At 64.6% G+C, this 19,593-nt stretch carries 16 protein-coding genes; 4 read left to right on the forward strand and 12 right to left on the reverse strand.

Features of this window, described 5'->3' with window-relative positions:
• Positions 1-5: 5 nt before the first annotated feature.
• From purD to HHL22_RS16500, 11 genes are all read right to left on the reverse strand, one after another.
• Positions 6-1,298 carry a phosphoribosylamine--glycine ligase gene (purD, locus tag HHL22_RS16445; protein WP_169532513.1) on the reverse strand — a complete coding sequence of 431 codons (1,293 nt, stop codon included), beginning with the start codon at positions 1,296-1,298 and terminating at the stop codon, positions 6-8.
• 15 nt (positions 1,299-1,313) lie between these two features.
• On the reverse strand, positions 1,314-2,060 hold the full coding sequence (locus tag HHL22_RS16450; RefSeq protein WP_169532514.1) for a nuclear transport factor 2 family protein: 747 nt from the start codon (positions 2,058-2,060) through the stop codon (positions 1,314-1,316).
• Between the two features lie 32 nt (positions 2,061-2,092).
• Positions 2,093-3,016, reverse strand: coding sequence for a phosphoribosylaminoimidazolesuccinocarboxamide synthase (purC, locus tag HHL22_RS16455; protein WP_169532515.1), 924 nt, complete (start codon positions 3,014-3,016; stop codon positions 2,093-2,095).
• Between the two features lie 94 nt (positions 3,017-3,110).
• Positions 3,111-4,460, reverse strand: coding sequence for a phosphoribosylformylglycinamidine synthase subunit PurQ (locus tag HHL22_RS23655; RefSeq protein WP_195809329.1), 1,350 nt, complete (start codon positions 4,458-4,460; stop codon positions 3,111-3,113).
• Between the two features lie 85 nt (positions 4,461-4,545).
• A complete protein-coding gene (locus tag HHL22_RS16470; protein ID WP_169532516.1) occupies positions 4,546-7,632 on the reverse strand; it encodes an AIR synthase-related protein in 3,087 nt (1,028 codons plus the stop codon).
• Positions 7,633-7,757: 125 nt separating this feature from the next.
• Entirely contained in the window at positions 7,758-8,381 is a 624-nt protein-coding gene (pyrE, locus tag HHL22_RS16475) for an orotate phosphoribosyltransferase (protein ID WP_169532517.1), read from the reverse strand.
• A gap of 115 nt (positions 8,382-8,496) precedes the next feature.
• The gene (gene pyrF / locus HHL22_RS16480) at positions 8,497-9,252 is read right to left on the reverse strand and encodes an orotidine-5'-phosphate decarboxylase (protein WP_169532518.1); all 756 of its coding nucleotides are present in this window, start codon (positions 9,250-9,252) and stop codon (positions 8,497-8,499) included.
• A 594-nt stretch (positions 9,253-9,846) separates the two neighbouring features.
• Positions 9,847-10,632 (reverse strand): S1/P1 nuclease, encoded by a 786-nt coding sequence (locus tag HHL22_RS16485; RefSeq protein WP_169532519.1) that lies wholly within the window; start codon positions 10,630-10,632, stop codon positions 9,847-9,849.
• Positions 10,633-10,874: 242 nt separating this feature from the next.
• Complete coding sequence (locus HHL22_RS16490) at positions 10,875-11,468, reverse strand: Uma2 family endonuclease (protein ID WP_169532520.1); 594 nt, start codon at positions 11,466-11,468, stop codon at positions 10,875-10,877.
• A gap of 52 nt (positions 11,469-11,520) precedes the next feature.
• On the reverse strand, positions 11,521-12,954 hold the full coding sequence (locus HHL22_RS16495; protein WP_169532521.1) for a carbohydrate porin: 1,434 nt from the start codon (positions 12,952-12,954) through the stop codon (positions 11,521-11,523).
• Between the two features lie 253 nt (positions 12,955-13,207).
• A complete protein-coding gene (locus tag HHL22_RS16500) occupies positions 13,208-15,271 on the reverse strand; it encodes a M13 family metallopeptidase (RefSeq protein WP_169532522.1) in 2,064 nt (687 codons plus the stop codon).
• Positions 15,272-15,396: 125 nt separating this feature from the next.
• Between HHL22_RS16500 and HHL22_RS16505 the strand changes: the two genes are divergently transcribed.
• The 3 genes from HHL22_RS16505 (at position 15,397) to HHL22_RS16515 (ending at position 16,756) form a co-directional block, all read left to right on the forward strand.
• Positions 15,397-15,870 (forward strand): hypothetical protein, encoded by a 474-nt coding sequence (locus HHL22_RS16505; RefSeq protein ID WP_169532523.1) that lies wholly within the window; start codon positions 15,397-15,399, stop codon positions 15,868-15,870.
• 28 nt (positions 15,871-15,898) lie between these two features.
• On the forward strand, positions 15,899-16,165 hold the full coding sequence (locus HHL22_RS16510; protein ID WP_169532524.1) for a hypothetical protein: 267 nt from the start codon (positions 15,899-15,901) through the stop codon (positions 16,163-16,165).
• 120 nt (positions 16,166-16,285) lie between these two features.
• Entirely contained in the window at positions 16,286-16,756 is a 471-nt protein-coding gene (locus HHL22_RS16515; protein WP_169532525.1) for a GNAT family N-acetyltransferase, read from the forward strand.
• 49 nt (positions 16,757-16,805) lie between these two features.
• Here HHL22_RS16515 and HHL22_RS16520 read toward each other — a convergent pair whose 3' ends face one another.
• Positions 16,806-18,935: a T9SS type A sorting domain-containing protein gene (locus HHL22_RS16520; protein ID WP_169532526.1), complete on the reverse strand. Its 2,130-nt coding sequence runs from the start codon at positions 18,933-18,935 to the stop codon at positions 16,806-16,808.
• A 215-nt stretch (positions 18,936-19,150) separates the two neighbouring features.
• On the opposite strand from HHL22_RS16520, the gene HHL22_RS16525 reads away from it, so the two are divergent.
• Positions 19,151-19,558: a carboxypeptidase-like regulatory domain-containing protein gene (locus HHL22_RS16525; RefSeq protein ID WP_169532527.1), complete on the forward strand. Its 408-nt coding sequence runs from the start codon at positions 19,151-19,153 to the stop codon at positions 19,556-19,558.
• Positions 19,559-19,593 lie beyond the last annotated feature (35 nt).

The following is a 19,593-nucleotide window of genomic DNA, read 5'->3' on the forward strand; positions in this document are numbered from 1 at the left end:
CACACCTAATAAGCCTTGGTTTCGAGCAGCGGCGCGGGGCGCTGGCCGATGTCGGGGCGCACGTACTTATCCTGGAAGTTCACTTTCTCGGCTTCGGCGTAGGCCAGCTGCACGGCGGTGGGCAGGTCGGGGCCGTGGGCCACTACCACGGCCACCCGGCCGCTGGCCGTGAGTAGTTCGCCGGGCTGCTGGCCGGGCTGCACGCCACCCACAAATACGTGGGTGCCCTTGGTCTGCTGGCCGATGCCGTGGATAGGGAAGCCCGTCGGGAACTGCGCGGCGGGGTAGCCGCCCGAGGCCAGCACCACGCCCACGAAGGCACCGGGGCGCTGCCGCGTGATGGTCTGGGCCAGGCTGCCGTCGAGGGTGGCTTCAATCAGCTCCAGCAGGCTGCTTTCGAGGGCGGGCAGCAGCACCTCGGCCTCGGGGTCGCCGAGGCGCACGTTGTATTCGAGCAGCTTGGGGCCCTGGGGCGTCAGCATCACGCCGAAGTAGAGAAAGCCCACAAAATCGAACGGCTCGGCTTGCAGGCCGCGCAGGGTGGGGTCGATGATGTCCTGGCGGATGGCGGCCAGGGCGTTATCGTCCAGGAAGGGCACGGGGCAGTAGGCGCCCATGCCGCCGGTGTTGGGGCCCTGGTCGCCGGCCAGCAGCTGCTTGTGGTCCTGGGCGGGCGCCAGCAGGCGGATGCGGTTGCCGTCGGTGAGGCCGATGAGGCTGACCTCGGGGCCGGTGAGCTTTTCTTCGAGCAGGAAGCTGAACCAGCCCTCGTGCAGCTCGCGCAGCTCGGTGAGGGCGGCCGTGGCCTCGGCTACCGAGCTGCACACGTACACGCCCTTGCCGGCGGCCAGGCCGTCGTACTTCACCACCACTTGGCCCCCCAGGGCTTCGGCCTGGGCCTGGGCCTCGGCAAACTGGTCGCTGCGGTAGCTCCAGGCGCGGGCCGTGGCGATGCCGTGGCGGCGCATAAAGTCCTTGCTCCACACCTTCGAGCTTTCGAGCGTGGCCGCCTGCCGCCGCGGCCCGAATACCCGGATGCCCGAGCCCAGGAAGTAGTCGGCCACGCCCGCCGCCAGCGGCGCCTCGGGCCCCACCACGATGAGCGTGCTGCCGTGCGCCTCGCAGAAGCTCTTGATAGCCGGAAAATCGGTGGCGCTGATGCCGGGCACGCTGCCGGCAATGCCGGCGTTGCCGGGCAGCACGTGCACGGTGGCGCCATCCTGGCGGAGCTTCCAGGCCAGGGCGTGCTCGCGGGCACCGGAGCCGAGGAGGACGAGTTGTTGCGTGTTGCCGCTCACGATACGAAAGAAACCTTAGCTAAAATCTTGAATAAAAGCGATTAACCCATCGCGAAAAGAGAACCGCGAGCGGCCCGAGAACTGCAGGGTCGTACCGGCCTTCACCCCGTTGGGCAGGTCGGTAGCCGTCACGGCGTGGTAGTCGATGGCCGCCTCCACCTGCTCCGCCTGCCACTGCAAATCCGTAATGCGCTGCGTGCGCTCCGTGAACCACGCGGCGGCCCGAATGGCCTGGCTCTCAAACGCCTCCTTGCTGTCCAGCCGCACCGTTACGTCGCCGTTGGTGGAGTGCTCGAACCGCACGTCGGGTTGCAGGCAGGCCAGCATGCCGGGCACGTCGAAGCGGTTGTACGCCTCAATGTAGCTCTCTATCAGTAACTTGGCTTGCGCTGCGTCCATCGGGTAAAGGGACTGAACATCCATCCGCGCAATCAGTCCATCGCGCAAGTGGTAGATGTGCTGCACCGTCGTATCCAGGAGCAGCGTGCCGGCCAGGTCGTGCACTACCTGATGTACTGTGACGGCCACGCGGCCATCGGGCAGCAGCTCGAAGCCGGTGGGGTCTACGTGCGGGTCGATTCCACTCCACTGCTGGGCCCAGTACGCCCGCACGGCGGCGGGGCCCTGCACGTAGCCACCCAGGAAGGCCTTGGGCCACTGCACATCGGGCTGCATCAAGGCCAGCACGGCTTCGGTATCGCGGGCGTTGAAGCCTTGGTACATCCGCGTTAGCAAGTCAGTCGTGGCTTGGTTGAGTTGCATGGGGCACAGGAGAGTACTGAGGTGGCGCTGACTTAGGAGGCGGACAGCAGCCCAGCTTGCACCAGGTTATGGGTCAGGCGTTCGGTTACGTCCCCGGTTTCGTCGGCTGTGGGCAGCGGGTGGCCCACGATACGCGCGTAGATGTCGAGGTAGCGGTTGACTGCTTCCTGGGTTACCTCGGGCGTGAGGGCCCTAGGGTACTTGCCGTCCACCTTGTGGGCAATCAGCCACTGGCGGATGTACTCCTTGTCCATCTGCTCGGCGCCTTCGGGGTTGCGGGCGTAGTCTTCGGCGCTCCAAAAGCGCGACGAGTCAGGCGTGTGGATTTCGTCAATCAAAATCAGCTCGCCGTTGAGCAGGCCGAACTCGTACTTGGTATCGACCAGGATGATGCCCTTCTCGCGCAGCAGGTCGGAGCCTAACTTAAACAGGGCTAGCGATTTCTCAGCCATCTGCTCGTACAGCTCGCGGCTCACCCAGCCTTCGCTGACTAGGTTACTAGGGGTGATTTCGCGGTCTGACTCCTCCTTGGTGGTTGGCGTCACGATGGGCGCCGGAAACTGCTGGTGCTTGGTGATGCCGTCGGGCACGGTCACACCCGAAAACGTGCGCTGGCCCTGCTGATAGCCGCGCAGCATCGAGCCGGTGAGGTAGTGGCGCACCACCATCTCCACCTTGATGGGCTGCGCCTCCTTCACCAGCGTGGCATTGACATCCACCAGTTTCACCACGTGGTTGGGGATGATGCCGCGGGTCTGCTCAAACCAGAAGTTAGCCAGCCCGTTGAGCACCGCACCCTTGTGCGGAATCGCGGTTTCGAGCACGCTATCGAAGGCTGAGAGGCGGTCGGTGACGACGATGAGGCGGGTGGTATCGTCGATGCGGTAGCTGTCGCGGACTTTGCCGCGGTGCAACAGCTGAAGCTGGGGGGTAGCAAAGTGCGGGAGGGTGTTCATAACTAGTGGTTGGCTGGCGGCGCGGGTGGTGGCCTCACCCCCCGGCCCCCTCTCCTTCAGAGAGGGGGATCCTGACGTTGGTAGTTGTGGTGAGTTAGTTCTTTTGACCTGCCTTGTTCGGTTGTGCGGCTTGCCGGATAGCTTTTAGCACTTCCGGCAAATGATTGTGTACTTCCTCGTTGGAGAAGCGAAGCAGTTGGTAACCTTGGCTTTCCAGCTCGTGCGTGCGCCCTTGGTCATATTCAGCCTGTTCGGCGTCTAAATGCATCCCACCGTCTACTTCCACTATCAAGCTGTGTTCCAAGCAAATAAAGTCGACAATAAAATGCTCAACGGCGTGCTGCCGCCGAAACTTCAGGCCATCCAATTGCCGATTGCGCAGCGCCTGCCATAATTGATTCTCCGCCGCAGTTGGCTCTTTGCGCATCTGCTGCCCAAACTGCTTGTGCGTTTTAAACCAGCTTTTCTTATCAGCTGTCAGATGCAATGGCACCGCGCCCGCCCGCCGATAGTCAGCGGCACCCTCCTCCACCAAAAACTCCTCCTGCTCGCTACCACTCTCACCATACGCGCCGCCAAGGCTCTCCCTCTCTGAAGGAGAGGGGGCCGGGGGGTGAGGCAACGACGTAAGGTGCTTCACAATGTTCCGAAACAGCGCCAGCCCATCCCCCTCTTCCTTCAATTCCCCCAGCCGCTTACGCCGCCCCCAATCGGGGTGGTTGCACCCCGCCAGAAACGCCTCTGGGTGCGGCATTAGTCCAAAAATCTGCCCCGTCGGGTCACACAGCCCCGCACAATTCAAATCCGCGCCGTTGGGGTTGAGGGGATACGTGCCCGTTTCCTGGTCGTCGCCATCGGCGTAAGCCAGGCAGTTGAGCCCTAGGGCTACAATCCGTTCGCGGGTCGCCGCGTCGGGCACCACCAAGCGGCCCTCGCCGTGGCGCACGGGCACCTCGAACGAGGTGAGGCCGCGCAGGAAGGGCGTTTGCGAAGCGGGGTTCACTTTCAGGCGCACCCAGCGGTCCTCGTAGCGGCCCGAGGCGTTATGGGTCAGCGTCACCTCGGGCTCGAAGTTGCCCCCTAGGTTGGGCAGCAGCCCCAGCTTCACCAGCACCTGAAAGCCGTTGCAGATGCCGAGCACGAACTTGCCGGCGGCCACGAACTCGCGGATGTCGGAAAGCAGCGTGCGGCCGGCGGCGTCGGTTTGGCGGTAACGCAGCTTGTTGGCCAGCACCACGCCCGAGCCCAGGTCGTCACCGAAGGAGAAGCCGCCGGGGAAGTTGAGGATGTCGAAGTCATGGATGCTCACCCGGCCGTGCAGCACTTCGTTGAGGTGCACGATGGTGGGCGCGCCGCCCGCCAGGCGGTAAGCCGCGGCCATCTCCTCTTCGCAGTTGATGCCGAAGCCGGTCAGGATAAGCGCTTTGGGTGCTTGATTCGTCATGGTTGGCTGACGTCGTGGCCTCACCCCCCGGCCCCCTCTCCTTCAGAGAGGGGGAGCCTTGGCGGCGCGGCTTCTTAGTGCTTACTTATAAATAATCGTCCAGCTCCCCCTCTCTGAAGGAGAGGGGGCCGGGGGGTGAGGCTGCCGGCTCCAAGCCAATCGTCTGGTTCACCGGCCCATTCGTCCAGGCCGCCCGCAGCTCCGCCGTGGCTGCATCCAATAGCAACTGCCCCTGCAAGTGCACCCGCAGTTGCCCGTCGTCCGTCACTACCCCTAGACGCGTCGCCCGCTCCTCCAGAATGCTCTCGAAGGCCGTTACGTCTTCCGGCGCCACCGTTACCACGAAGCGCGAGTGCGACTCCGAGAACAGCGCCGCCGGGGCCGACAGGTCGGTGGCGGGTAGCTCCAGGCGGGCCCCTAGGCCATCGCGGCCGAAGCAGCACTCGGCCAGGGCCACGGCCAGGCCGCCGTCGCTCAGGTCGTGGCTGCTTTGGATGAGGGACTGGTCGTTGGCTTCGCCCACCAGCGTGTACAGCTCTTTGGCCTTTTGGAAATTAACCTGCGGCACGTTGGCCCCTAGGGTATCGAACAGCTGGTAAAACTCCGAGCCGCCCAGCTCGTCGTAGGTTTCGCCCAGCAGGTACACCACGTCGCCGGCCTGCTTGAAGTCGCTGGTCACGGCCGCCCGCACGTCGGGCATCTTGGCCGTCATCGAGTAGAGGACCGTCGGCGGCACCGAGATTTTCACCCCGTCGGCCTTGAAGTCGTTCTTCATCGAATCTTTGCCGCTGGTGAGCGGGATGCAGTAGGCGGCGCAGGCATCGCGCAGGGCCTGGCACATCTGCACGAGCTTGGCCAGCTTTTGCTTGCCGTCGGGGTTGGTGGCGGGGTCGTACACCGAGTCGGGCACGCAGAAGTTGTCGTTTACCGACCAGAAAATCCCGTCGCCCGGCGTGAGGTTGGGCAGCCTGCCGCCCACCGAAATAATCTGCCGCACGGCCTCGTCAAACGAGCCGGCCGACATCTGGTAGGCGTCCAAATCGCCCAGGCGGGGCAGGATGCCGTTGCTCACGGCCACGCCCTCCCAGTTCTCGAAGTTGAAGCGCACCACGGCCGCATCCTGCGGGGCCTGGCCGGTGGCGCCCATCAGGGGCTTCACCACGGTGCGGCCCTTCACCTCGTGGTCGTACTGCCGAATTACCGACTCGCGCGAGCAGATGTTGAGCGAACCCAATAGCTTCAGCAGCACCTCGTTGTAGTCCAGCCCGGCGGGCAGCGTGGGCTCCTGGGCGGCGGGCTTCACGTACTCGGCCGTCAGCGTCTTGCGCGGCACGCCGTCGTGCAGAAACTCCAGCACCAGGCCCGCAATCGGTTGGTGGTCAAAGAGAACGTGCAGCGTGCCGCTGGCGGTAAACTCGCCGATGTCGGTCAGCTCTACTTCCATCTCGCGCCCTAGGGCCAGCAGCTCGTCGAGGCGGGCGGGGTCTACGGCCAGGGTGAAGCGCTCCTGCGACTCGCTCAGGAAAATCTCCCAGGGGCGCAGGCCGGGGTATTTCAGCGGCACGCGGGCCAGCTCCACGGTGGCGCCGCCCGAAATCGTGGCCAGCTCGCCGATGCTCGACGAGAGGCCGCCCGCCCCGTTGTCGGTGCTGCACCGCACCAGGCCGCGCCGGGTGGCCAGCAGCAGGAAGTCCATGGCCAGCTTCTGCGTTATCGGCGAGCCGATTTGAACGGCCGTGGTGGGGGCGGCCTCGTCCAGCTCGATGCTGCTGAAGGTGGCGCCGTGGATGCCGTCCTTGCCCACCCGGCCGCCGGCCATGAGGATGCGGTCGCCGGGCAGGATAATTTTCTCCCAGCTGTCCTGGCCGGCCAGCTGCATGGGCATCACGGCGCCGGTGCCGCAGTACACGAGCGGCTTGCCGGCGTAGCGGTCGTCGAAGATGATGGCGCCGTTCACCGTCGGGATGCCCGACTTGTTGCCGCCGTCCTCGATGCCCTTGCGCACGCCCTCAAAAATGCGGCGCGGGTGCAGCTGCCCCGTCAGCAGCGGCCCGTCGTAGTTGGGGTCGCCAAAGCACAGCACGTTGGTATTGAACAGCAGCCGCGCGCCCCCGATGCCGGTGGCTAGCGGGTCGCGGTTGTTGCCCAAGATGCCCGTGATGGCCCCGCCGTAGGGGTCGATGGCCGAGGGCGAGTTGTGCGTCTCGACCTTCCACACAAACAGCGACTCGGCGTTAATCCGCACCGCCCCCGCATTATCCGAGAACACCTTGATGAGCCAGTCGTTGCCATTGGCCCGCAGCTGCCTATCCACCTCGGCCGTGGCCCCCTTGATGTAGGTTTTGAACAGCCCGTCGATGGTTTCCTCGGCGCCCGTTTCCGCGTTCTTATAGTGAATTAAGGCGCTGAACTCCTTGTGCTTGCAGTGCTCCGACCAGGTTTGGGCAATGATTTCCAGCTCGCAGTCGGTGGGGTCGCTGGGCAGGCCCTGGGCGGCGCGGGCTTCGCGCACGGCGGCCCCGGCGAAGTAGTCGCGCACGGCCTGCATCTCGGCCAGGTTCAGGGCGTACACCTGGTCCTTGCTCAGCTGCACCAGCTGCTCATCCGTGAGGCCCAGCAGGGGCACGGTTTCGGTGCGGGCGTCGGCGCCGCCGCCGGGCCTAGGGGTGTAGTCGCGCACGCCCTCGGCCACGCGGCCCACTTCGAAGCGGCTGATGAGCTTGTTGGCCAGCAGCTCTTCGGCAATGCGGCGCAGGTCGCCGTCGGCCAGCTCATTTTCCAGCCAGTACAGCCGCTTGCTGAAAATGTGCTGCGTCCGCACGTCAATCGGCTCGTTCAAGAAGTCCGAAAGTGCGTTCTGGGCCGAGGTGCCTTCGTCGTCGGTCACGCCGGGCGCCTTGGCCACCACGATGTAGCTGCGGGCGCCGGCCGGCGCGGGCAACTCGTTGATGGCCAGCGTGTGCAGCACCGGGTCTTGCAGGCAGGCGGCGGCGAAGGCGGCCACCTGCGCGGCGCTCAGGCCGGGGTAGCGCACGGCGTAGAGGGCCGCGCTGTGCACCTGCCCCGTGCGCAGGCCCAGGTGCCGGGCCGCGTCGGCGGCCACCCGCTGCCCGTCGCCGTCGTGGCGGCCGGGCTGCAAAGAGAGGAGAATCGAATGCTGGTTGGTTTCCAAACGGAAAGGACGGCCCGAGGGCCGCCCGTTAGGGTAAGCAGTCGAGCGGCCGATTGCCGCTTGTAGCGCGGCCTTGCGGTCCGCGTAATAGTATATTCTGGTAACTCGCGGACTGAAAGTCCGCGCTACTTGGCGTCGGGCCGAGAGCCCGGCTTGATGGCCGGCGTACCGGCCAAGTGGGCCGGCACCGCATCGGCCGCAAAGACGGCCGCCTGCACCGGCAACAGCGCAAAGTTCGGGAACGGAAGGCCAGCTTTCCCACTGGTGCGGTCGATTAAGGAGGCCACGGCCAGCACTTCCACCCCCATTTCGCCCAACACCCGGGCTACTTCGAGGGTGCTTTTGCCAGTCGTAACTACGTCTTCTGCAATGACTACCTTCTCGCCAGGGGTCAAGGTAAATCCGCGGCGCAAAGTCATTTCTCCATTAGCATCGCGCTCAGTAAAAAGTGCCGGCACGCCCAGTTGCCGGGCCAGCTCGTAGCTCACGACCACGCCGCCCATGGCCGGGCCCACCACCACGTCGGGCACCAGCCCGGCTTCGCGCAGGCGCTGGGCCAGCACCGCCATGGCGGGCGCTGCCAGCTCCGGCTTGCGCAAGAAGCGGGCGCACTGCACGTAAGTATCCGAGTGCAGCCCCGACGAGAGCTTGAAGTGCCCGCTCAACAAGGCGCCCTCCTCGCGCAGCTGCGCTTCGAGGATGCGGGCCACTTCGGCGGCGGGAAGGCTGGGGGTGAGTTGATTGGTCATTGTCAAAACTTGACGTCTGTTATGCTGAGCTTGTCGAAGTATCTCTGCCACGCCACAAGGTTCGGTAGAGATGCTTCGACAAGCTCAGTATAACAGACGACTTAAAATTAATTATTTACGCTATCACCGTCCGATGCTCATTTATCTCGTTCATCAGCTCGCGCGCGGCGGCGCCAGCATCCTCAGCTTGCCAGATGCTGCGCGAGGCGTTAATCAGCAGCCCGCTGCCATCGGCCAGCAGGCCCGCTTTGAGTACGGACGCCAGGTCGCCGCCCTGCGCGCCAATGCCGGGCACCAGAAACCACTGCGTCGGGCAGAGCTGGCGCAGGCGGCCTAGGGCAGCCGCGTCGGTAGCGCCGGCTACCAGGCCGATGTTGCCGTGGGTGGCGTCGAGGCCGGCTAGCAGCTGGGCGGTGAAATCGCTCACGGGCTCACCGCTTTGCAGCACGGCGTCTTGCACGGCCGACTGGTTCGAGGTTTTAGCCAGGGCGAAGACGAACTTGCCGGGGCGGGCGAAGGGCGCTACCGCGTCGGCGCCCATGTAGGCGTTCACCGTCACGGCGTCGGCGCCCACCACGTCGTAGGCAAACTGCGCGTAGTGCAGGGCCGTGTTGGCGATGTCGCCAAACTTGCCGTCCAGGATGACCGGGATGCCCTCGGGTACGCTCTGCATCACCTGACGCAGCAGCTGTACGCCGTTGGCGCGGCTCAGGAAGAAGGCCAGGTTGGGCTTGAAGGCGGCGGCGTAGGGGGCGGTTTCGGCCACCACCTGGGCTAGGCGGCGCGTCACGTCTTCGTCCGAGCCAATTGGGTCGAGGCCCACGCACAGCAGCGTATTGGCCTGGGCAACGCGGGTGAGGAGCTTTTGCATACGGTGATAGTGGCTTTGGCCTTGGCGGCGGGGGCGCGGAGCATATGGGTATCCGCGACGAAGCGCGCGCGAAATTTTCTTGGGTTGAGGAGGCTAAAAACCTACTCCTTACTTAAGTGGAACGCACCGGCCGGGCACAAAAAAACCGCCTCAAACTACTGAGGCGGCAACGGGCGCGAAGAACGTAGCAAACGAAAAAAACAGGGCAGCAACGACCTTGCTGGCTTCTCGCAACAGAGCTTGGCAGCTCGCGTTGCGCTCTTTCAACTGGTGGTTGAGCGAGTTCACGGTGCAAAATTACCCATTCTTGCATGGGTGCCACATTATCATTGGCAAATGATTTTTTCTGTTCTGTTTCTGCCAGAACGATTTTTGCAGCTGCCTAGTCGCTTAAGCCCAGTTTTCAGGTGTTTCCGCTAAGTTAAAAAAATTAGCCCGTAGGCGCCGCCTTGCGCTCCGGCCAGTAGTGACCGTAACTTTGGCTGTTTAGTGCGCCAGCCTTTTTGCTGGCCTAGGGCCCTAGGCCAGCAAAAAGGCCCGCTGACAGCGGGCCTTTTGTTTACTAAACCGGGTATCGGCCCCTAGGGCCTTCGGCTAGCCGAAAGCGGCGTTGAGCACGGCTGCCAGGCGCACGCCGGCTTGCTCGATGCGCTGCTGCAGCACGTCGGCGTGGGCGGGGTAGTAGCGGTAGTCGGGGTTGGGGTTTTGGGCGGCCTCGTCGTAGAGCTTACCCGAAATCTGGTACGACTCCCAGAGCCACTCGGCGGGGTCGGTGGTGGCCTGCCACTGCTTGCGCTCGGCGCTGGGCAGCACGCTGTACTGCTGGCCCATCTCGGTGTAGGTTAGGCCCTGGTAGTCGAGCAGGCCGCTGTCCCAGAGGCTGTGCAGGTTGGTATCCTTGCCCCGGTAGGTCATCTTGATGTCGTTGCCGCCTTTGTCTTCGGCGTGGCCGGTGTGCATGGGCTGGTGGATGTCGCCCACAATGTGCACCACGAAGTATAGCGCCTGCTTGCGCTCAGCCGGGGACTTGCTGGGGTCTTTGGCGATGGCCAGCTGGGCCAGCAGGGCGCTGTAGGCGTTGGGCGTGGCTTGGCTTTTCACGGCGGCCAGGTAGGGGTCGTGCGCTAGGCCAGCGGCAGTGTTCACGTAGTGCCAGGGCGCGGTGTCCTTAAACTCGGGCAGGTAGCGCATCTCATCGGGCAGGGTGCTTATCATCGTCAGGCTCTGGGTGCCCAAGATGGCGGCCAGGTTCTGGCGGGCCTTGGCCGTGAGGTAGTGCTCGGCAATGTTGCCGATGGCGCGGTGGCCCTCAGCGCCCCAGGCCCAGAGGCGCAGTGGCAGGGTGGCCAGCAGCAGCAAGGAGAAAACGACTTTACGCATAAGGATACTTGAAACAACGTAAGCGAGGCAGCCGCCCGGCCGCCTAGGCCCCGCCAGCGGCAAAAGGGCCCGCAAAGATGCTGCCTAGAAGCAGGCCGTTGCATGAAGGCGAATTCTTCTGCTACCTACACAGTAGAACGTCATGCTGAGCGCAGCCGAAGCATCTCTACTGCATCGTTGGACGGCGTGGTAGAGATGCTTCGGCTGCGCTCAGCATGACGTTCTACTAATTAACTAAGTGCCTAGGGCGAGGTGAAGATGTCGCTCCAGTCGAAGGTGAGGCCGGGCAGGGTGCGCACGGGCACGGGGCCAGGCTCGGCATACTCGGTAGAGAGGCGGTAGCGGCCGCCTTCGAGCAAGTACACGGCAATGGTTTGCTCGCCCGGAAATAGTATCCAGTACTCGCCCACGCCGCTTTCCTCGTAGAGGTCGAACTTGATTTTGGTGTCGCGGGCGGTGTGGCCGGGCGAGATAATCTCAATTACCCAGTCGGGCGCGCCCAGGCAGCCGCGGTCGTCGAGCTTGGCCGGGTCGCACACCACGCACACGTCGGGCTGAACCACGGTGTAGACCTGCTCGTCGAAGTTGGCGCCGCCGGGCGGGGGCAGGCGCACGTCGAAGGGCGCGTGGTAGGCGCGGCAGGGCTTGCCGCGCAAGAAGGGCAGCAGCTGACCCAGGATGTTGGCGACGTAGTCTTGGTGGCGGCGGCTGGGGCCGCTCAGGGGCCGCAGCATTTTGCCTTTTACCAATTCAATCAGCTCAAATTTCCAGGTCAGGTAGTCGGCGTAAGTATAGTTGCGGGAGAGGTCGAAGTGCGATAATTGAGCGGGAGACATAGCGGCGGCACTGGGATGCCGGGGTAAATATAGGCGGATATCTACTAGGTTGTCAGAACTCTACGTGTAATCGCAGGCCGGCCACGTGGATGGGTCCCTTACGGTCTTGGTTGTAGCCGGGGTTCAGCACCAGTTGATAATCGGGGCTGAGGGCGGCGTGGTACTTTGGGAAGTCTATACTATAATATAGCTCCGTAATGAATTCGGTAGCGTAGGTAAGTGCCCCATCGCCAAGGATAAAGCCGTAGCCCCCGCGGGCCAAATACGCGCGGTGCTCGGGCGCGAGGCCGTTGCCCACCACGGCCAGCCCTAGGCGGTCGGTGGGCCGGTGCCAGCGCTTGCCGTCGCTGGTGATGCCCAGGCTCAGGCTGCGGTCGATTTCGGTGAAGGCCCAGGTTTCGTTCTTGCCGTCGTCGTAGCTGAAGCGCCCAAACAGGCCCACCGAGGGGCTCAGCTCCTGCTCGGCATTCACCACGAAGCCGTACTTGGTGCGGTAGGCCTGGCGGGTGGCAATGAGGTTGGGGCGGTAGCGGCCGTTTTCGTAGAGATTGTACTGCGGCTCCAGCGCCTGGGTGTAGTTGCCCATGCCGGCCTGGTTGCGGTAGCCCAGCAGGCGCACCGTGCCGGGGTGGCCGCGCAGGCTGTACACCTTGGTTAGCTCCAGGGTCTCGGCGTGGGCCTTGCCGTAGTCGTAGTCCAGGTCGGGGCCGTTGGCGTAGGTGGGCATCAGGGAGGTAGCGGCCCGCACCGCAAAGCCAGGGCTGATGTACTGCACCACCACGGCCCCGGTGTAGCCGCGGGTGTTGGCCGGGTAGTCCCAGCCACCGGCGCTCATCAGGCTCCAGTTGAAGAACTGCGTGCGCGGGTCGTGCGAGTAGCTATTCTGGTCGAAGTAGTCGGCCAGGCTGATTTTACCCACCACGATGCCCAGGTAGCGCGTGGGCCTAGGCCCCCCTAGCTGGTTGAAGTCGTCCTCGTCGTCCACCACCTCGTCGGTGAGGGCGAAGCGCTGCTGCAAAAACAGGCGGGCCAGGTAGAGCACCGGCTCGGCCGAGCCCACCCGGAACGTTTCGCCGTTGAGCGCGCCGGCCACGCCCGAGGCGCCACTGAGCCCGCTGCCACCCGACACCTCGGGGTTCACAAAAATGGCCCCGTTGTGCCACAGCCGCCGCCCGATGAACGCCGTAGTGGTGAGCGAAAGCTTGGCATTTTCGCGCACTTGCAGGCTCAGGCTATCCTGGTAGGGCGCCCGAAACTCGCTGTGCCACTGCTTAATAATGGTTTGCTGAAAGTGCACGCTCCAGCCGTGCTTGTCGCCGGGCTCGCCGTACTCGTAGTGCACCGGCTGCTGGGCCGAGGCCGCCGCCGGGGGCTTGGCGGGCAGCACCGACGAGGGCGGCGTCACGCCGCCTTGGCCGTAGGCCGCGCTGGCTAGCAAGGTGCCTACCGCGAGCAGTACTATTCCCCGAAAAGTAGAAGTTATCAAAACAGTAAAAGCTAAGCCCTAGGGTATACTACCGGGCAAAGGTAGCTACTACCCTAGGGCTCAGGCTTTACTCATGTATTCTTCACGCAAGTTGGTGGCCATTTGCAATAACCAGCACGTCATGCTGAGCTTGTCGAAGCATCTCTACCGCGCAGCTAGCCCCTAACGGTAGGGGTTACTTGCGCGGTAGAGATGCTTCGGCAGGCTCAGCATGACGTGCTTCTACCTTTTACTAGTACCACCCCCTAGGGCCCTACCAGATTTTCACCCGCGCCGAATCAGGCCGGTAGAGCTTCTGGCCGGGCTTCACGCCGAAGGCTTCGTAGAACTCGGGTACGTCAGCCATAGGGCCGTTCACGCGGTACTGGGCGGGCGAGTGCACGTCGGTCAGGATTTGCGAGGCCAGGGCCTCCTGGCGCTGCTGGTCTTGCCAGCCCAGGGCGTACCCGAGGAAGTAGCGCTGCACCGGCGTGAGGCCGCCAATCTTCTTGCCCTCCTGGTACTCCTTGGTTTTCTTGAAGGCGTCGAGGCCGATGACGATGCCACCTAGGTCGGCGATGTTTTCGCCGGCCGTAGCCTTGCCGTTCAGGTGCAACGAGTCGAGGGCGGTGTAGCCACTGAACTGCCGCACAATGCCCGCCACGCGCTGGTTGAAGCGCTTACGGTCGCCCTTGGTCCACCACTCGTGCAGGTTGCCCTTGGCGTCGAACTGGCTGCCCTCGTCGTCGAAGCCGTGGGTTAGCTCGTGGCCGATGGTGCTGGCGCCCGCGTAGCCGTACACCACCGCGTCGTCCACGTCGGCGTCGAGCATGCCGGGGATGGCGAAGGCGGCGGCGGGCAGCACAATCTCGTTGTTGCTGGGGTTGTAGTAGGCGTTGTAGGTCTGGGGCGTCATGCCCCACAGGGTGCGGTCTACGGGCTTGCCCAGCTTGCTCAGGTCGTAGTTCCAGTCCCAGCGGTTGGCGCGCATCACGTTTTCGGTTAGCGAGTTGCGGCCAATTTGCAGCTGGCCGTAGTCCTTCCACTTGTCGGCGTAGCCCACCTTGCGGGTTATCTGGCGCAGCTTGGCTTCGGCCACCTGCTTGGTGGTGTCGCTCATCCAGTCAAGGCGCTTGATGTGGTCCGAGAACGACGACACGATGTTAGCCACCAGCTTTTGGTAGCGCTCCTTGGCTTCGGGCTTGAAGTACTCCTTCACGAACAACTGGCCCAAATCGTCCCCTAGGGCCCGCTCCTCCATATCGAGCACGCGCTTCCAGCGGGGGCGCTGGGCGGTGGCGCCGCGCAAAATGGTGCCGTAAAAATGGAAGTTCTCGTCGGCAAACGCCTGGCTGAGGGTGGGCGCAAAGCGGCGCGTGAGCTGCCAGCTCAGGTAGGCCTGCCAGTCCTCAAGGCCAGTGTTTTGAAGCAGCTTACTCACCGCCTGGTAAAACTCGGGCTGGCCTACAATTACGCTGTCTTGCTTCGGAATGCCCATTTCACCCAGCCATTCTCCCCAAGTAGTTTGGCTCAGAGGCGCCAGCTTATCGAGCTGTTTTAGGCTCATCTTGTGGTAGTTGGCATAGGGGTCGCGCAGGGCTTCGAGCTTGCGCGACGACCTAGCTAGTGTAGTTTCCAGCGCCATCACCCGCGCCGCATTCGCCTTGGCCGTAGCCGAATCTTTGCCGAGTTGCTGGGGGTCAAGTAGTTGAAATATGCGGGCCACATGGCGCACGTACTGCGCGCGAATTTTTTTGGTGCGTGCGTCGGTGTTGAAATAATAGTCACGGTTGGGCAGTCCCAGGCCGCCCTGCCATAAATACAGCGCCATGCGGTCAGAGTGCTTAGCATCTTGCTGCACGTTGGGGCTAATGAGCGCGTTTACTCCTAGGGGCACCAAGTGCGCTACTACCTCAGGTACTTGGTATATCGACTCCATCTCCGTTGCTTCATTCAACTCTCGCTGAATGGGCTGCGCGCCCAGCTTATCGGCCCGCGCCGAGTCGAGGCCCACGGCCCAGAAGTCACCGATTTTCTGCTGGGCCGAGCCTTCGGCCGCCTTGGCCCCGGCCGCTTGCTGGCTGATGGTGCGCAGCTGGGCATACACCTCGTTCTGCACTTCGCGCCCGATGCCCCAGCTGCTTTCCGAGGCCGGAATGGGGTGGTTTTTGAGCCAGGTGCCGTTGGCATAGGTGAAAAAGTCGTCGCCGGGCGCCACGGTAGTGTCGAGGGCGGCTTGCAGCACGTCGGGCTTGCCGGCGCCCGACGACGACGAGGGCCCCGACTGGCAGGCCGCGCCCAGGGCCGCCAGCAGCGGCAGGTAGAGGTAGTTTTTCATCAAGCAAAAGTTAAACGCCGCGCGCCGCGCTTGGCGCCGCAAAGTAGCACCCGGCGGCCTAGGCACCTAGAAGTCGGCGGTTTGCGTAGGAGCGTTGCACGGGGCGGCGCCCCGCCCGCTCTGCTATGTCGCTCCCGCACCTGCTGCTGCTCAATTTTGCGCTGGCCGCCTACCTCACCGGGCTGGTGTGGGTAGTGCAGCTCGTGACGTATCCGGCCCTGGGGCTGGTGGGCAAAGCGGAGTTTAGCCGCTACCACGCTGCCCACACGCAAGGCATGGGCTGGGTGGTGGCCGCCCCCATGGTGGCCGAGCTGGCGCTGGCCGGCTGGCTAACCTGGGCGGCCTGGCGGCCCCTAGGGCCCGCTTTTGCACTAGGGCAGGCGGGACTGGTGGCGCTCGTCTGGCTGGTCACGTTTTTCGTATCCGTGCCCTTCCACAATCGCCTCGGCGCGCAGGGCTTCGACTACGTGGCCATCGACGGGCTGACGCGCACCAACTGGCTGCGCACGCTGGCCTGGACGGCCCGGCTGCTGTGGCTGGGCGCGGTGCTGTGGGCGCACATCTGCTTTTCGCCAACGCTCATTCCGGCTTCTGCGTAACTTGCAGCCTGAAAATCGGCTTACCCTCATGATGATGAAACGCTTCCTGCCCGCGCTCCTCGCGTCGGCGGCCCTCACCCTGACCCTGGCCTCGTGCAATGACGAGTCGCCGAACAGCGGCGCCTCCACCTCGTCGGAAGACGACGTAGCTACTACCACGCTGCCCCCCCTGCCCCCCGTAGTGGACACTACCGGCGGCAAAAAAGCCCCCGAGCCGGCTGCCAACAGCGTTAACCGCGAGCTGAACGCGCAGAACGCGACCGAAGACATCAAGAAAATGCAGGAGCAGCTGTAGCCCGGCGCGCGGGCCTAAGGCCAGCGCCAGCCAGCTGCTTTTACTCGTTTAATTCATCGGCCTGGGCTGGTAAGCTACCGGTAGTTTACCAGCCCAGGCTGCTGCATTTACCTCCGCCCCATGCCCACCCCAACCATTCGCCGCGGCCAGGAAACCGATTTGCCCCGCGTGCTGGCCCTCATCCAGGAGCTGGCCGAGTATGAGCGCGCCCCGCACGAAGTCACCAACACCCTGGACATGATGCGCCGCGACGGCTTCGGGCCCGAGCCAATTTTCGGGTTTTTCGTGCTCGAAAGCGGCGCCGACTTGCTGGGCCTGGCCCTCTTTTACACCGCCTACTCCACCTGGAAAGGCCGAATGCTGTACCTGGAAGACCTGGTGATTACCGAAGCAGCCCGGCGCGGCGGCTACGGCCGGCAGCTGTTCGAGGCCGTGGTGGCCGAGGCCCGGCGCACCAACGCCCAGCGCCTGAAGTGGCAGGTGCTGGACTGGAACGAGCCGGCCATCGGCTTCTATAAAAAGCTGGGCGCCCAACTCGATGGCGAGTGGCTGAACGGCAACCTCACGGCCGAGCAGCTCGCGGCCTTTTAGCGCCCTAGGGTCCTAGGGCAGCCTGAACAGCGTGGCCAGCTACCTCACCTCACAGGCGCAGCAGGCGCACGGTGTAGCTGGGCTGGCCGCTGGCGGTGAAGCGCAGCAAGTACAGGCCCGGCAGCAGGCCTTCCGCGTTCAGGCTGAGCAGGTTGAGGCCCGCCTGCACGCTCACGGCCTGGGCCAGGCAGCAGCGGCCCACGGTGTCGTAGAGGCGCAGCACCAGGGTGCCGGCTGCCGCGGCTGGGTAGCTGAGCTGCAGCTGGTTGGCGCCGAGTGGATTGGGAAATACCTGGGGCCCGGCCGTGGCGGTATCAGCGCTGGCGGGCAGGGGCGCGGCGTAGTCGGTGGTGCCATCGGGGCGGCGCACCCCCAGGCGGTAGTAGCGTAGGCCGGTGGCCGGCTGCGGGTCGGCCAGCTGGTACTGGCCGCTGGCTTGGCCGGCGCTGGTACTGGCTACCGCCTGCCAGCCAGCCGCGGCGGCCGTGGTGTCGGGGCCGGCGCTGCGCTCCAGCACAAAGCCGCTCACGTAGCATTCGTCGCGGGTGCTGAACGGGAAGGTGGCGCCACCTGGGGTGGTGGCCCCCAGGCTGGTGAGGGGCGCGGGCAGCATGGCCGGCCCGCCGCACCCGCGCTGCCGGAAGCTGCGCGTGCGCAGCACCAGCCGCCCGCCCGCCACGTCGGACGCCGGGTTGAGGGTGCGCAAATTGGCCCCCGCCGCAATGCCGTAGTGCATGATGGCCCCCGGCCGAATGAGGTGGCTCAGCTGCTGGGCGTGGCCCAGCTCGTGGGTGGCTACCGACTCAAAATCGTATTGCCCGGCCGTGGCCAGGGCCGGCCCGAATTGGAAAGTCAGGCTGGTAGCAAACTGCTGGTCAATCTCCTGCGTGTAGAAAACCACCTCGCCCTGGAGGTTGTAGCAGCCCGAGTAGTAGGTGGAAGTGCGCCCCAGCACGCGCGCCGGCAAGCTGCCATCATCGAAGGCCACCACGTTGGCTTGGTCCAGGGCAATGGTATTGGCCGCGGCATCGGGGCCTAGGGCCCAGTTGATGCCGGTGCGGCAGCGCCACTGCGCCAGGGCCCGCTGCCAGGCCGCCACGGCCGCCGCGTTGGCCCGGAAGTTGGGCGCCAGCTGAAAGTTAAGGCCGCCCGCGCCGTTGGTAGCCACGTGGTTGGGGCGGTCTACAAACGTCGAGCTGGTGTTATTAATGGTGGTGAGGGCATACACGATGGTGAGCGGCGTGGCCGAGTCGGCGGTGCTACCGTCGGCGGCCGTCACGCGCAGCAGGCCGGTGCCGGCCGGGTGCCCATCACTCGCCAGCGACGGCACCCGCACTTGAATGCGCGTGTCGCTCCAGCTGAGATAATCGAACGCCAGGGCGCGGGTGGTGGTGGCCCCGCCATCGTCGGCATTGCGAAAATCGACGCCCCCACTGCCCCGGCTGCTGCCAAAGCCGCTGCCCACGATGGTAAGCACCGCACCCGTGCCCGCCGTGGTTACGCTGGGGCTAAAGCCGCTGATGGCCACGGCCTGGGTGCGCTGGGTAGCGGCGGCCGCAGCTCGGGCAGCCGCTTGCTGCGCGGCGGCCGCCAGGGCCGGGTTGGGACGCAGCACCTGGGCGGGCTGGCCGCTCAGCTGAATGGTTTGGGCGAGGGCCGCGGCCGGACTGGCGTAGGGCCGGGTGGGCTCGGCAGCCGTATTCTGGGCTAGGTCGAAGGCGATAACGCCCTGGCTGGAAGCGTAGGCCGCCCAGGCGGAAGCCAGGCCGGGCCAGGGCGCGGGCATTAGAAAAAAAATACCCTGCTGGCCCGGCGGCAGCGGCCGCAGGGTGTTGGTCAGCTCCTGGCGGATTAGGCCCACCTGCCCGCCCTCTACCAGTAGGGGCAGGGCGGCCGTGTCGGGCAGCGCACCCTTTAGCACCCGAAACACGCGCAGGTGCTGCCGGGTGAAGATGCGCTGGTGGCCGGCATCCCACTCGCCCTGGGCGTCCAGCACCTGCGCTTCTACGATGAGCGGCGCGGCGGCCACCCGCTCGGCGGGGCCTAGGGGCAGCAGCAGGCAGGGCAACGGGGCCGGGGCGGGCAAACCGGGGGCAAGCTGAGCAGCAGCGGAGGTAGCCCCCAGGAGGCCCGCCAGCAGCCCCATCAGCCAGCCAGGCAGCAACGGGTAAAAGCGCATAAGCGAAGGTAACGGTGGAACGGCGGCTATCTGGCACGTTTTTTTCACTGGCGCCCCTAGGGCTAGGCAGGCGGCTAAGCCCTGGGGCGCTGGCTATTTTATGCTACCTTGCTAGCCTGTTGCCAGCGGGCCCGCACCCGCTGAAATATTCAATTTTATTTTAGCATTATTTTGTTAATCACCGCTTTATCTGCTTTATAAACAGTAGTTACTTTATGAAATACTTTTTGCTTATAGGAGGTTTTTTGCTGGCTGGCGCCCGCGTGGCCGGGGCCCAAACCGCGCCCGTGCCTGCCCCCGTAGCTGCCGCGCCGGGGCCGCCCTGCTCGGCCCTTAGCGGCTACGTAATGGGCAGCGACAGGCCCCTGGCTGGCGCCACGGTCGCCATCCCAGGCACCCGGCTGCTGGCTATTACCAACAGCGAGGGTTACTACACCCTGCCCACGGCCAACGTAGCCAAGCCCACCCTGCTTTTCAGCGCCGCTGGCTACGAGCCCCAGTCCATTACGCCCACCACCTGCGCCGACGAGCACGTCGAGATGCAGCTGCTGCCCGGCACCCGCATCAAACAGCGGGGCAAACGCAAGGGCTTCATCATGAAAACCGCCCCGTCAGTGCAGTAGGCCCCTAGGGGCATGGCACCCGCCTAGGGGTGTTT

Origin of the sequence: Hymenobacter polaris, from assembly GCF_012927305.1 — a bacterium.
GTDB lineage: Bacteria > Bacteroidota > Bacteroidia > Cytophagales > Hymenobacteraceae > Hymenobacter > Hymenobacter polaris.